At 74.2% G+C, this 13278-nt stretch carries 13 protein-coding genes; 11 read left to right on the top strand and 2 right to left on the bottom strand.

Translation table 11 applies throughout. The features are described from left to right. Positions 1-281 precede the first annotated feature (281 nt). From K4G22_RS01405 to K4G22_RS01380, 6 genes are all read left to right on the top strand, one after another. On the top strand, positions 282-602 hold the full coding sequence (locus K4G22_RS01405) for an integration host factor (RefSeq protein ID WP_062215601.1): 321 nt from the start codon (positions 282-284) through the stop codon (positions 600-602). A 63-nt stretch (positions 603-665) separates the two neighbouring features. Further along, positions 666-1217, top strand: a complete 552-nt coding sequence (gene gmk, locus K4G22_RS01400; RefSeq protein ID WP_228077741.1) for a guanylate kinase — start codon at positions 666-668, stop codon at positions 1215-1217. A gap of 48 nt (positions 1218-1265) precedes the next feature. Beyond that, positions 1266-1538 carry a DNA-directed RNA polymerase subunit omega gene (rpoZ, locus tag K4G22_RS01395; RefSeq protein ID WP_062215606.1) on the top strand — a complete coding sequence of 91 codons (273 nt, stop codon included), beginning with the start codon at positions 1266-1268 and terminating at the stop codon, positions 1536-1538. 116 nt (positions 1539-1654) lie between these two features. Beyond that, a complete protein-coding gene (gene coaBC, locus K4G22_RS01390; protein WP_425336582.1) occupies positions 1655-2908 on the top strand; it encodes a bifunctional phosphopantothenoylcysteine decarboxylase/phosphopantothenate--cysteine ligase CoaBC in 1254 nt (417 codons plus the stop codon). Between the two features lie 122 nt (positions 2909-3030). Further along, on the top strand, positions 3031-4239 hold the full coding sequence (metK, locus tag K4G22_RS01385; RefSeq protein WP_228077739.1) for a methionine adenosyltransferase: 1209 nt from the start codon (positions 3031-3033) through the stop codon (positions 4237-4239). A gap of 118 nt (positions 4240-4357) precedes the next feature. After that, entirely contained in the window at positions 4358-6481 is a 2124-nt protein-coding gene (locus K4G22_RS01380; RefSeq protein ID WP_228077738.1) for a primosomal protein N', read from the top strand. Between the two features lie 154 nt (positions 6482-6635). On the opposite strand, the gene K4G22_RS01375 is transcribed toward K4G22_RS01380, so the two are convergent. Beyond that, a complete protein-coding gene (locus K4G22_RS01375) occupies positions 6636-7016 on the bottom strand; it encodes a MerR family transcriptional regulator (RefSeq protein ID WP_228077737.1) in 381 nt (126 codons plus the stop codon). Positions 7017-7153: 137 nt separating this feature from the next. On the opposite strand from K4G22_RS01375, the gene K4G22_RS01370 reads away from it, so the two are divergent. Then, positions 7154-8071, top strand: coding sequence for an alpha/beta hydrolase family protein (locus K4G22_RS01370; RefSeq protein WP_228077736.1), 918 nt, complete (start codon positions 7154-7156; stop codon positions 8069-8071). A 60-nt stretch (positions 8072-8131) separates the two neighbouring features. Here K4G22_RS01370 and K4G22_RS01365 read toward each other — a convergent pair whose 3' ends face one another. Continuing rightward, the gene (locus K4G22_RS01365) at positions 8132-8641 is read right to left on the bottom strand and encodes a hypothetical protein (protein WP_228077735.1); all 510 of its coding nucleotides are present in this window, start codon (positions 8639-8641) and stop codon (positions 8132-8134) included. Between the two features lie 296 nt (positions 8642-8937). Between K4G22_RS01365 and fmt the strand changes: the two genes are divergently transcribed. The 4 genes from fmt (at position 8938) to K4G22_RS01345 (ending at position 13210) form a co-directional block, all read left to right on the top strand. After that, positions 8938-9870, top strand: coding sequence for a methionyl-tRNA formyltransferase (gene fmt / locus K4G22_RS01360; protein WP_228077734.1), 933 nt, complete (start codon positions 8938-8940; stop codon positions 9868-9870). Between the two features lie 88 nt (positions 9871-9958). Further along, positions 9959-11374 (top strand): RsmB/NOP family class I SAM-dependent RNA methyltransferase, encoded by a 1416-nt coding sequence (locus tag K4G22_RS01355; protein ID WP_228077733.1) that lies wholly within the window; start codon positions 9959-9961, stop codon positions 11372-11374. Between the two features lie 52 nt (positions 11375-11426). Further along, entirely contained in the window at positions 11427-12089 is a 663-nt protein-coding gene (rpe, locus tag K4G22_RS01350) for a ribulose-phosphate 3-epimerase (protein ID WP_228077732.1), read from the top strand. 83 nt (positions 12090-12172) lie between these two features. Next, a complete protein-coding gene (locus K4G22_RS01345) occupies positions 12173-13210 on the top strand; it encodes a sugar-binding transcriptional regulator (protein WP_228077731.1) in 1038 nt (345 codons plus the stop codon). The last annotated feature ends 68 nt before the right edge of the window (positions 13211-13278 follow it).

The following is a 13278-nucleotide window of genomic DNA, read 5'->3' as shown; positions in this document are numbered from 1 at the left end:
CGGGGAGCCGACCCGGCGTGAGGGGCGCTCCTGGCGGCGCGGAAACGTTCCTCGTTGGCGTAACTCCACCGAAAAGCGTGGGCATATATCCGATATGTCGCCGAGGCTCCTCAGCTGACCAGGACTTTTTGTCGATTCTCCCTGACTTATTGCCGTCACGGCCGCTAGTCTCCGTCGAGAGCGGAGCACCCGGGCGCGTTGCTCGTTGCTCCACTGGTGCGGTGCCGCTAGGTTCCTCACCGTTCCCTATCCGACAGTTCGACAACCGAGGTGACGTAGGCGTGGCTCTTCCGCCCCTTACCCCTGAACAGCGCGCAGCCGCGCTTGAGAAGGCCGCCGCGGCTCGCCGGGAGCGCGCCGAGGTCAAGAATCGGCTCAAGCACTCCGGTGCGTCCCTGCACGAGGTCATCAAGCAGGGTCAGGAGAACGATGTCATCGGCAAGATGAAGGTCAGCGCCCTTCTGGAGTCGATGCCCGGCGTGGGCAAGGTCCGCGCCCGTCAGATCATGGAGCGGCTCGGCATCTCCGAGAGCCGCCGGGTCCGTGGTCTCGGCTCCAACCAGATCGCCTCCCTTGAACGGGAGTTCGGCAGCGGCGCCTGAGATCGTGCCGCGCTCGCTGAAGCGGTTTTCGCCACCGAAGCGGGAAGCGGGATAATCGCCGGCATGACCGATCGTTCGCGACTGACCGTGCTCTCCGGCCCCTCCGGGGTCGGCAAGAGCACGGTCGTCGCTCATCTGCGCAAGGCCCATCCGGAGGTGTGGCTCTCCGTCTCCGCGACCACTCGGCGTCCCAGGCCGGGGGAGCGGCACGGGGTGCACTACTTCTTCGTGAGCGACGAGGAGTTCGACAAGCTTGTCGCCAACGGCGAGCTGCTGGAGTGGGCCGAGTTCGCCGGCAACCGCTACGGCACGCCGCGTCGCGCGGTCGTCGACCGCATCGAGGCGGGGGAGCCGGTGCTGCTGGAGATCGACCTCCAGGGCGCCAGGCTGGTCCGCGACTCCATGGCCGACGCCCGGCTGGTGTTCCTCGCCCCGCCCAGCTGGGACGAGCTGGTCCGCCGGCTCACCGGCCGGGGCACTGAGCCGCCCGAGGTGGTCGAGCGCCGGCTGGCCGTCGCGCGCGGCGAGCTGGCAGCCGAGGCGGAGTTCGACGTCACGCTTGTCAACACCTCCGTCGAGGAGGTCTCCGCCGAACTGCTAGCCTTGATTCGTTGAACCCCGGGAGCCGTCCAGCGGCTCCCGACCTCCACCGGAAGGCAGAGCGTGTCCTCTCCCATCACCACGCCCGAGGGCATCATCAACCCGCCGATCGATGAGCTGCTTGAGGCCACCGACTCCAAGTACAGCCTGGTGATCTACGCGGCCAAGCGCGCGCGTCAGATCAACGCGTACTACTCGCAGCTCGGCGAGGGCCTGCTGGAGTATGTCGGCCCGCTCGTGGACACCCATGTGCACGAGAAGCCGCTCTCCATCTCGCTCCGCGAGATCAACGCCGGTCTGCTCACCTCCGAGGCCATCGAGGGCGCCACCGACTGACGCGTCCCGCCTCCGGCGGTCCGCTCGGGGCCCGGCAGCCAGGGTGCTGCCGGGCCCTCGGTGCGCCGTGCGGCAGGATGGGGCCCGGTCGCCCCTTCGGGTGGGCCGCGAGGGAGATGGGAGAGGGGCCAGTGGTGAGTCAGCCGGAGATCGTGCTGGGTGTGGGTGGCGGCATCGCCGCCTACAAGGCGTGTGAACTGCTGCGCCTGTTCACCGAGTCGGGACACGGGGTGCGGGTGGTGCCCACCGCTTCGGCGCTCCGCTTCGTCGGCGCCCCCACCTGGGCGGCGCTCTCCGGCCGCCCGGTGACCACCGAGGTCTGGGACGAGGTCGACGAGGTCCCGCATGTGCGGATCGGCCGCCGCGCCGATCTGGTGGTGATCGCCCCCGCCACCGCCGACCTGCTGGCCAGGGCGGCCACCGGGCGTGCCGACGACCTGCTCACCAACGTGCTGCTGACCACCCGCGCGCCCGTCGTGCTGGCCCCCGCCATGCACACCGAGATGTGGGAGCACCCGGCCACCCGGGAGAACGTCGCCACCCTCCGCCGCCGGGGCGCCGTGGTCATCGAGCCCGCCGTCGGCCGGCTCACCGGCGCGGACACGGGCAAGGGCCGGCTGCCCGACCCCTCGGCGATCTTCGAGGTGGCCCGCCGGGTGCTGGCGCGCGGCCCGGCCGGGGCCGAGCCCGACCTGGCCGGCCGCCGCGTGGTGATCAGCGCCGGCGGCACCAGGGAGGCCATCGATCCGGTGCGCTATCTGGGCAACAACTCCTCGGGCAAGCAGGGCTACGCGCTGGCCCGCACCGCGCAGGCCAGGGGCGCCGAGGTCGTGCTGGTCGCCGCCAACACCGCGCTCCCCGACCCGGCCGGCGTCGACGTCCGGCACGTCGCCAGCGCCGAGGAACTGCGGAGCGCGATGCACGCCGAGGCCGAGGGCGCCGACGCCGTGGTGATGGCCGCCGCCGTCGCCGACTTCCGGCCGAGTCAGCGCGCCCAGCAGAAGATCAAGAAGCGTGACGGAGTGGAGCCGGAGCCCATCGCCCTGGTCCGCAACGCGGACGTGCTGGCCGAGCTCGCCGCCGCCCGGCCGGCCGGCCGGATCGTGGTCGGCTTCGCCGCCGAGACGGAGAACGTCCTGGCCGGCGGGCGGGCCAAACTGGCCCGCAAGGGCTGTGACCTGCTGGTGGTCAACCAGGTGGGGGAGGGCATCGCGTTCGGCACCGACCAGAACGAGGCCGTGATCCTGGCCGCCGACGGCTCGCAGACGCCCGTCCCCCTCGGCCCGAAGGAGGCGCTGGCCGACCTCGTCTGGGACGCCGTCGCCCGGCGCTGGGCGGCGGGTCGGGAGCACGCCCCGACACCCGGATGAGGACGCGGATCGCGTCTACTACTCCGCTCGGCTGGCTCCGCCCGATACACTGTCGCTGTCCGCGCCGGCCCCGGGCCCGCGCGGGTGCATAGTCAGCAGCCGCTGCAACCCCAGGGAGCGTTGTGTCCCGACGTCTGTTCACCTCAGAGTCCGTCACCGAGGGTCACCCCGACAAGATCGCCGACCAGATCAGCGACACCATTCTGGACGCCCTGCTCAAGGAGGACCCGGCCTCCCGGGTCGCCGTGGAGACGATGATCACCACGGGGCTCGTCCATGTCGCGGGTGAGGTCACCACCCAGGCGTACGCGGACATCGCGACGCTGGTGCGGGGCAAGATCCTTGAGATCGGATACGACTCCTCCAAGAAGGGGTTCGACGGCGCGTCCTGCGGAGTGTCGGTCTCCATCGGGGCCCAGTCCCCGGACATCGCGCAGGGCGTGGACGTCGCCTACGAGTCCCGCGTCGGCGGCACGGAGGACGCGCTGGAGAAGCAGGGCGCCGGCGACCAGGGGCTGATGTTCGGCTACGCCTGCGACGAGACCCCCGAGCTGATGCCGCTGCCGATCCGGCTGGCGCACCGCCTCTCGCACCGGCTCTCCGAGGTCCGCAAGAACGGCACCATCCCCTACCTCCGCCCGGACGGCAAGACGCAGGTCACCATCGAGTACGAGGGCGACAAGGCGGCCCGTCTCGACACGGTGGTGGTCTCCAGCCAGCACGCGGCCGACATCGACCTGGACTCGCTGCTCGCGCCCGACATCCAGGAGTTCGTCGTGGAGCCCGAGCTGCGGGCGCTGCTGGGCGACGGGATCAAGCTGGACACCGAGAACTACCGCCTGCTGGTGAACCCGACCGGACGGTTCGAGATCGGCGGCCCGATGGGCGACGCCGGGCTCACCGGACGCAAGATCATCATCGACACCTACGGCGGCATGGCCCGCCACGGCGGCGGCGCCTTCTCCGGGAAGGACCCGTCGAAGGTGGACCGTTCCGCCGCCTACGCGATGCGCTGGGTGGCGAAGAACGTCGTGGCCGCCGGGCTGGCCTCGCGCTGCGAGGTGCAGGTCGCCTACGCCATCGGCAAGGCCGAGCCGGTCGGTCTCTTCGTGGAGACCTTCGGCACCGCGTCCGTCGCGCCCGAGCGGATCGAGCAGGCCATCTCCGAGGTCTTCGACCTGCGCCCGGCCGCGCTCATCCGCGATCTGGACCTGCTGCGGCCGATCTACGCCCAGACCGCCGCCTACGGCCACTTCGGCCGCGAGCTCCCCGACTTCACCTGGGAGCGCACCGACCGCGTCGACGCGCTGCGCGCCGCCGCCGGCGTCTGACCGCGCCAGGAACGAGCCGATCGGGCCCCCGCCAGCCGGCGGGGGCCCGATCGGCGTGTCCTGGCGTCCGCCGCACCACGCTGTCGGAACTGTCGGACCCTTCTGGTCTACTGGACGGGTGAGTGAGGCGGGCGCCGGCCAGGAGCGGGACGGTGAGCAGCTGGCGTTGATCAGGGCCGCCGTCCGGGCCAGGACCAGGGCCAAGCCGCGCACCTGGCGCGGTGCGCCGCTCGCCGAACATCTCCCGGTCGCCCGCGTGTTGGTCGACAAGGGCCTGGTCCATCTGGACCGCTGCTTCGACTACGCGGTGCCGGCCGCCCTCGATACGGACGCCCAGCCGGGCGTCCGGGTCCGGGTCCGGTTCGGCGCCGGCCAGCGCGAGGGGCGCCGCGAGGGCGGCGGCCTGATCAACGGCTTCGTCGTCGAGCGCCGGGCCGAGAGCGACTTCACCGGCGTGCTGGCGCCGCTGGCGCAGGTGCTGTCCGCCGAGCCCGTGCTCACCCCCGAACTGCTGCGGCTCTGCCGGGCGGTCGCCGACCGGTACGCCGGCGCGCTGGCCGATGTGGTGCGGCTCGCCGTCCCACCCCGGCTCGCCCGCGCCGAGCGACACCCGACGCCGCCGACGTCCCCCGTCCCCGCCGTGCCGCCGCCCGGCGGCTGGGCCCGCTATCCGCACGGCCCCGGCTTTCTGACCGCCCTCGTCGAGGGCCGCGCGCCACGCGCGGTGTGGACGGCGCTGCCCGGGCAGCGCTGGCCGGACGAGTTGGCCGCCGCGCTGGCCGGCGCCCTCGCCGGCGGGCGCGGCGCGCTCGCCGTGCTGCCCGACGGGCGGGCCGCCGCCCGGGTGGACGCGGCCCTGACCGCGCTGCTCGGCCCGGGACACCATGTGCTGCTCACCGCCGACGCGGGGCCCGAGGCCCGCTACCGCCGCTGGCTCGCCATCCACCGGGGCGCGGTGCGCTGCGTCGTCGGCACCAGGGCGGCGATGTTCGCCCCGGTCCGCTCGCTGGGGCTGGCCGCGATCTGGGACGACGGCGACGAGGCACACCGCGAGGAGCGCGCGCCCCATCCGCACGCCCGCGAGGTGCTGCTGCTGCGCGCCGTGCAGGAGGGCGCCGGCCTGCTGCTCGGCGGCCACGCGCACACCGCCGAGGCGGCCCAACTCGTCGACAGCGGCTGGGCCAGGCCGCTCGCCGCCGAACGGGACACGGTCCGGGCGGCGGCCCCCCTGCTGCGCACCGTCGGCGACGAGGACCAGGCGCGCGACGAGGCCGCCCGTTCCGCCCGGCTGCCCACGCTGGCCTGGCGGGCGCTGCGGGACGGCCTGGCCCAGGGCCCGGTCCTCGTCCAGGTCCCGCGCCGGGGGTACGCCCCCCGCCTGGCCTGCGCACGCTGCCGGGAGACGGCCCGCTGCCTCGCCTGCCAGGGGCCGCTCGCCTCGGCGGGCGGCGCCCAGGAGCCGTGCTGCGCCTGGTGCGGCGATCCCGCGCCGCTCTGGCACTGCCAGGAGTGCGGCGGCGACCGGCTGCGCGCCGTGGTGGTGGGCGCGCGCCGCACGGCCGAGGAGCTGGGCCGCGCGTTCCCCAAGGTCCCGGTGCGCACCTCGGGGCGGGACCACGTGCTGACGACCGTCCCCGACGAACCCGCGCTGGTGGTGAGCACCCCGGGAGCCGAGCCGGTGCCCGAAGGGCCCGGCTACGCCACCGTGTTGCTGCTGGACGGCTGGGCGCTGCTCGGCCGGCCCGATCTGCGGGCCGGCGAGGAGGCGCTGCGCCGCTGGCTCAACGCGGCGGCGCTGGCCAGAGCGCGCCACGACGGGGGAGCGGTGGTGGTCCTCGCGGAGGCGACGCTGCGGCCCGTGCAGTCGCTGGTGCGCTGGGATCCGGCGGGGCACGCGCTGCGCGAGCTGGCGGACCGGCGTGAGCTCGGCTTCCCCCCGGTCTCCCGGATGGCGGCCGTCAGCGGGCGGGCCGAGGCGGTCGCCGGCCTGCTGGACGCGGCCGAACTCCCGCCCGAGGCTGAGGTGTTGGGCCCGGTGCCGCTGCCTGCCCCGACGCCGGGGCGTCCCCGCAGGGCGGGCGAGCCACCGCCGGGGGAGGAGTGGACGCGCGCGCTCGTCCGGGTCCCACCGGGTTCGGGTGGACGCCTCGCCACCGCGCTCAAGTCCGCCCAGGCGCACCGCCTCGCTCGTCGCGAGGGCCCGACCGCCTGGGTCCGCATGGACCCCGACGCCATCGGCTGACCGGTACCGCCAACCGCTGGCCGCAGGGCCTCGGCCCCACCCCGCGCCCGCCGGCGGCAGGGGCCGCGCGGTCCGGCTTCGCGGCGCGGCCCGGCAGGTCGGAGCCCTTCGTGTCGTGGCCGGGGTGGGTGTTCCGCGTTCCCGACGAGGTGCCCTACGCGGTGGCGTCCGGGCGGCAGGGTCTGCCCGTGCGGAGGTTGGTGTCGGCGGCGGTGATGACGGAGTCGAGGCGGTCCCTGGTGTGGGTCAGGTCCGTGATGCGCACGCCGATGCGGTCGCGTTCGACGGCCAGTCGCGCGAGCAGTTCGGGGGTCGCCCGGCCGTCGAGGACACACGGCATGAGCTCGACGATCGTCCTGCTGGAGAGCCCGGCGGCGTAGAGCTGTTGGATCAGCTGGACCCGGTCGACCGCGCTCTCCGGGTAGTGGCGCTGGCCGCGGGGGCTGCGCTCGGCGGCCAGCAGGTTCTGCTCCTCGTAATAGCGCAGGGCCCGGACACTGACTCCGGTCCTGGCGGCGAGCTCCCCGACGCGCATTCCTTCTCTCCCTCACGCCGTACGTCGTGCACTTGCCTCTGACGTCAACGTCAGGTTTTAGCGTAGCGCACGTGCGCGCACCGCCTCCTTTTGTCCCCGCGTCCGTCCTCGCCTCCCAACCGGAGAGAAGCACACCCATGAGCACACCATCCACCCCCATCGTCTCGGTCAGGCCGATCGTGTTGCCCGCCCCCGGGCGCGGTGCGGACCTGCCCGTCCGCGTCTCCGCCCCGGTCGCCGGGCGGGACCTGCCGATCGTCCTCTTCGCGCACGGCTTCGGCTCGGACCTGGACGGGTACGCGCCGCTGGTCGACCACTGGGCCGCGCACGGCCTCGTGGTGATCCAGGCCACGCACCTCGACTCCAAGCGGTCGCGTCTCGCCGCCGACGATCCCCGCGGGCCCCAGCTGTGGCGCCATCGCGTCCAGGACATGAGGCGCGTCCTCGACCACCTCGACGTGCTGGAGGCCGCCGTGCCAGGGCTGGCCGGCCGGACGGACCGCGGCCGGGTCGTCGCGGCGGGGCACTCCTTCGGCGGTCAGACGGCGGGCATCCTGGTGGGCCTGCGGGTCCGCGATCCGCTGACGGGGACCGCCGAGGACCTGTCCGACCCGCGCGTCCTGGCGAGCGTTCAGCTGGCCACCGCGGGCAGGGGCGGGGACGGGCTGACGCCCTTCGCCAGCGAACACCTGCCCTGGCTGCGTGACCAGGACTTCTCCCATATCACCGCGCCAGGACTCGTCGTCGCCGGCGACCAGGACGAACTCCCGCTGCTGTCCACCAGGGGAGCGGCCTGGACCACCGACCCCTACACCCTCGGCCGTGGCGGCAAGAGCCTGCTCACCCTCTTCGGCGGTCAGCACTTCCTCGGCGGCGTCTCCGGCTACGAGGTCGCGGAGACCACCGACGAGAATCCCGAGCGCGTCGCCCTGGTCCAGCGGGTCACCCTCGCCTATCTGCGCCATGTCACCGGCGTCGACAGCGGCGGCTGGGCGGCGGCCCGCGCCGCCCTCGCCGGCGACTCCCACCCGCTGGGACGGCTGGAATCCCGGTGACGGCCGGGGCCGGGCGCCCTCGCGCGGGCCGCGCCCGGCCGCCGGAGGCGGACGGCGGGGTCAGCCGCCGCGTTGGCCGGGGACGGTGTGGGGTTGGCCGTCGGGTGTCGGCTGTGGGCGACGGGCGGCCAGTGGCGGGGCCGGCGCCGGGGCCGGCGTCGGCGGAGCCGCCGGTGGGGGCGCCGGTGGGGCGACCGTGGGGGAGCCGCCGGCTCCCGTCGTGGGGCGCCGCGCGCCGTAACGGCGGTGCACCGCCTGCTTGGTGACCCCCAGCGCGGAGCCCACCGCGTCCCAGGAGAAGCCGAGGGAACGGTCGAAGTCGACGGCCGCGGTCACCAGGGCCTCCACACTGTCCCGCAGTTCCTGGGCCAGTCGTACCGTGGGGGCCGGCGCCCGGCCGTACACCACGAAGCCGGCGGAAGGGCCGGTGCGGCGGGGGCGGTAGACGTTGCCCAACTGCGCGGTGAGCGTACGCAGCGCGTCCACCTGGCGGCGAACCCGCTCGATGTCGCGTACCAGCAGATGCAGGCTGGCCCGCGCCTGGGCGTCAGGGGTGGCGTGGTCGGCCATGAACAAGCCTCTCGAACCGGCGTCAAGGATAGGGGGGCCAGACGGCCCCGGGGTCAATCTGCCTTGACCAACGCGCCACCCGGCGCCTGAGTCACGCCCTCGGCGCGCATCGTCAACTCGGCGGAGCGCGCGCCCTCCCGAGCACGCCCCTCGGGGGACCTTCCCGGCGTGGAACGTAGACTCGGCGGGCGTTCACCCTGTGCGTCCCCTGCACCTCGACGGAGGTGCCGGCGAGACATCAGGGAGTCGTTCGAGATTGTTTTCCGAAGATCCTTCCGAGAGGTCAGCCACCCACGATGAGGCTTGTCTTCGCAGGCACCCCCGAGGTCGCCGTTCCCGCGCTGGACGCCCTGTTGGCGTCCGACCGGCACCAGGTCGTCGCCGTGGTCACCCGGCCCGACGCTCCCGCCGGGCGCGGGCGCCGGCTGGTCGCCAGCCCGGTCGCCGAGCGGGCCGCCGAGGAGGGCATCGAGATCCTGCGGCCCCGCCGCCCCAGGGACCCCGACTTCCTGGCCCGGCTGGCCGAGATCGCCCCGGACTGCTGCCCCGTGGTGGCCTATGGCGCGCTGCTGCCGAAGGCCGCGCTGGAGATCCCCGCGCGCGGCTGGGTCAACCTGCACTTCTCCCTGCTGCCCGCCTGGCGCGGCGCCGCCCCCGTCCAGCACGCCGTGCTCGCGGGCGACGAGGTCACTGGGGCGAGCACCTTCCTGATCGAGGAGGGCCTCGACTCGGGCCCGGTCTACGGGGTGCTGACCGAGGAGATCAGGCCCCGCGACACCAGCGGCGACCTGCTGACCCGGCTGGCGCTCGCCGGCTCCGGGCTGCTCGCGGCCACCATGGACGGCATCGAGGACGGCGCCCTGAGCCCCAGGACGCAGCCGGCCGAAGGGGTCAGCCTCGCGCCCAAGCTCACCGTCGAGGACGCGCGGGTCGACTGGACGGCTCCCGCGCTGCGGGTGGACCGGGTGGTCCGCGCCTGCACGCCGGCCCCCGGGGCCTGGACCACGTTCAGGGGCGAGCGCCTCAAACTGCGCCAGGTCAGCCCGCTGCCCGAACGGCCGGCGCTGGCCGCCGGCGAGTTGGTCGCCGAGAAGCGCGCGGTGCTGGTGGGCACCGGATCGCACCCCGTCGAGCTGGCCTGGGTGCAGCCCCAGGGCAGGAAGCCGATGCCGGCCGCCGACTGGGCGCGCGGGGTGCGCGTCGCCGAGGGCGAGCGGTTGGGCGACTGAGCCGCATACCCTGGACCGTCCCCCGTTCCGGCTTCTTCGCCCCCCGCACCCCTTACGCCCCCTTCGTACCACCGGAGTCATCGTTCCCGTGAGCAGTCGGCCGCGCCGTCCGTCCAAGCCCTACCGCCGTCCCCAGCGTGACCCGGCGCGGATCCTCGCCTTCGAGGCGCTGCGCGCGGTGGAGGAACGGGACGCCTACGCCAACCTGGTGCTGCCGCCCCTGCTGGCCAAGGCCAAGAAGGCCGGCACCCTGGACGACCGGGACGCCGCGCTGGCCACCGAGCTGGTCTACGGCACGCTGCGCCGCCAGGGCACCTATGACGCGATCCTCGCCGCGTGCGTGGACCGCCCGCTGCGCGAGGTCGACCCGCCCGTGCTCGACGTGCTCTCGCTCGGCGCGCACCAACTGCTCGGCACCCGCATCCCCCGCCACGCGGCGGTGAGTTCGGCCGTCGAGCTGGCGCGCTGCGTGGTGGGCGACGGGCGGGCCAAGTTCGTCAACGCGGTGCTGCGCAAGGTGACGGCACACGATCTGGATGGCTGGATCGAGACCCTGGCCCCGCCCTACGACAAGGACCCCGAGGGACATCTCGGGCTGCGCCACGCGCACCCGCGCTGGGTGGTCGGCGCCCTCTGGGACGCGCTGGGCGGCGGGCGCGCGGGCATCGAGGAGCTGCTGGTCGCCGACAACGAGCGGCCCCGGGTCACCCTGGCCGCCCGGCCGGGGCGCAGCACCCAGGACGAGCTGCTCGAAGGCCCCGGCGCCGAACCGGGCCGGTTCTCGCCGCAGGCCGTGCGGCTGGCCGAGGGCGGCGAGCCCGGCGCGGTGCCCGCCGTGCTCGACGGCCGGGCCGGTGTGCAGGACGAGGGCAGCCAGCTGGTGGCGCTCGCGTTGGCCAACGCGCCGGTCACCGGCGCCGACCGGCGCTGGCTGGACGGCTGCGCGGGCCCGGGCGGCAAGGCCGCGCTGCTGGGCGCGCTCGCCGCCGAACGCGGGGCCGCGCTGGTAGCCGCCGAGATCCAGCCACACCGGGCCAGGCTGGTGGCCCGCGCGCTGGACGGGAACCCCGGCCCCTACCAGGTCGTGGTCGCCGACGCGAGCCGTCCGCCGTGGCCGCCGGCCGGCTTCGACCGGGTGCTGCTCGATGTGCCCTGCACCGGCCTGGGCGCGCTGCGCCGCCGGCCCGAGTCCCGCTGGCGCCGCCGCCCCGAGGACCTGGACCGGCTGGCCACCCTGCAACGCGGCCTGCTCCGCGCCGGCCTCGCCTCCGTCCGCCCCGGCGGCGTCGTCGGCTATGCCACCTGCTCCCCGCACCTGTCGGAGACCCGACTCGTGGTCGCCGACGTGCTGAAGGGGCTGACCGACATCGCGGTGGAACGGGTGGACGCCAGGCCGCTGCTGCCCGGCGTCCCCGACCTCGGCGAAGGGCCCGACATCCAGCTGTGGCCGCACCGGCACGGCACCGACGCGATGTATCTGGCGCTGCTGCGCCGCACCCGCTGACGCCGGGCGGCCCGGTTTCGGCCATGCTGATCTCGGGGTGAATACTGGGCCCATGGCCCAGATCAACCCCAGCATGCTCTCCGCCGACTTCGCCCGCCTCGCCGACGAGGCCAAGGCCGTCCAGGGCGCGGACTGGCTGCATATCGACGTGATGGACAACCACTTCGTGCCGAACCTGACGCTGGGCGTGCCGATCGTCGAGTCCCTGCGCAAGGCCACGGACATTCCGTTGGACTGTCATCTGATGATCGAGGACCCGGACCGCTGGGCCCCCGGCTTCGTCGAGGCGGGCGCCGGCTCCGTCACCTTCCACGCGGAGGCGGCGGCGGCGCCGGTGCGGTTGGCCAGGGAGATCAGGGCGCTGGGGGCCCGCGCCTCGATGGCGCTCAAGCCGGCCACCCCCATCGAACCGTTCGAGGACCTGCTGCCCGAGCTGGACATGGTGCTGGTGATGACGGTCGAACCCGGCTTCGGCGGCCAGGCGTTCCTCGACATCATGCTGCCCAAGATCCGCCGCACCCGGCAGCTGATCGAGCGGCACGGCCTGCCGCTGTGGCTCCAGGTCGACGGCGGTGTTTCGGCCACCACCATCGAGCGCTGCGCCGAGGCGGGAGCCGACGTCTTCGTCGCCGGCTCCGCCGTCTACGGCGCGGACGATCCGGCGGCGGCGGTGCGGGGCCTGCGCGAAGCGGCCGAACGGGCCCGCGTGCGGTGAACGCGGTCGCGCTCCATCTGCGAGGATGAAGGCGAAACGTGACCGGGGGCACAGTGGGGGCACAGGGGCCGACGCGGTGTCCGATGAACAGTGAGGTGAGTGCGGTGCCGACCGGGAGGTCAGCCACACGGATGGGGCCCGCCGAGCTGATGCAGGCGGCGGCGATGGCACGGCGCTTCTACTTGGAGGGCAAGTCCAAGATCCAGATCGCTGAGGAGTTCGGCGTCAGCCGCTTCAAGGTGGCCAGGGTGCTGGAGTCGGCGGTGGAACACGAGCTGGTACGGATCGAGATCCGGGTGCCGGCCGAGCTGGACGCCGACCGGTCGGACGCGCTGCGCGCGCACTTCGGCCTGCGCCATGTGGTCGTCGCCGAGTCGCCGTCGGAGGCCGTGGACGACACGCCCGATCCTGAGCATCTGGGCGAGGTGGCGGCCGAGTTGCTGGAGGAGCTGGTCGCCGAGGGGGATGTGCTGGGGTTGGCGTGGGGGCGGTCGACGATCCATATGGCGGCGGCGCTGCGGGAACTGCCGCCCTGCACGGTGGTCCAGCTGACCGGGGTCTATGACGCGGGCGCCGCCGAACGCGGCTCCGTCGAGGCGGTCCGCCGGGCCGCCGCCGTCTCCGGGGGAGAGGCACACCCGATCTACGCGCCGATGCTGCTGCCCGACTCGGGCACGGCGGCGGCGCTGCGCGCCCAGCCGGGTATCTCGGCGGCCTTCGACTACTTCGACAAGGTGACCATCGCCGCGGTCTCCATCGGTACCTGGGAGGCCGGCATCTCCACGGTGTACGACATGCTCGGCAAGGAGGACCGCGACCACTACGCGTCGCTGGGGGTCGCCGCCGAGATGTCGGCGCACCTCTTCGCGGCGGACGGCCGACGCGTCGGGCGCGACCTGGGCGAACGGTGCATCACGGTCGAGCCGGATCGGCTCCGCCGGGTCCCCGAGGTGGTGGCCATCGCCGGCGGCCGACGCAAGGCCGGCGCGATCGACGCGGTGCTCCGCTCCGGTCTGGTGACCAGCGTGGTCACCGACACGGCAGCGGCGGACCTGCTCCTCGCCACCCCACCCCCCACCCGCCCGGCCCTGGACCGCACCGACCCCGACGCCGCACGCTGACCGCTGTGGCTGAGCCACGTGGGGCTGGCCGCCCGGGCTGGGCCGCGAAGTGGCTTGCGGCCGTTGGA

It is taken from the genome of Streptomyces profundus, from assembly GCF_020740535.1.
GTDB lineage: Bacteria > Actinomycetota > Actinomycetes > Streptomycetales > Streptomycetaceae > Streptomyces > Streptomyces profundus.
Note: the sequence above shows the minus strand (reverse complement) of the source record. Positions and strands in the feature narration are given on the sequence as shown.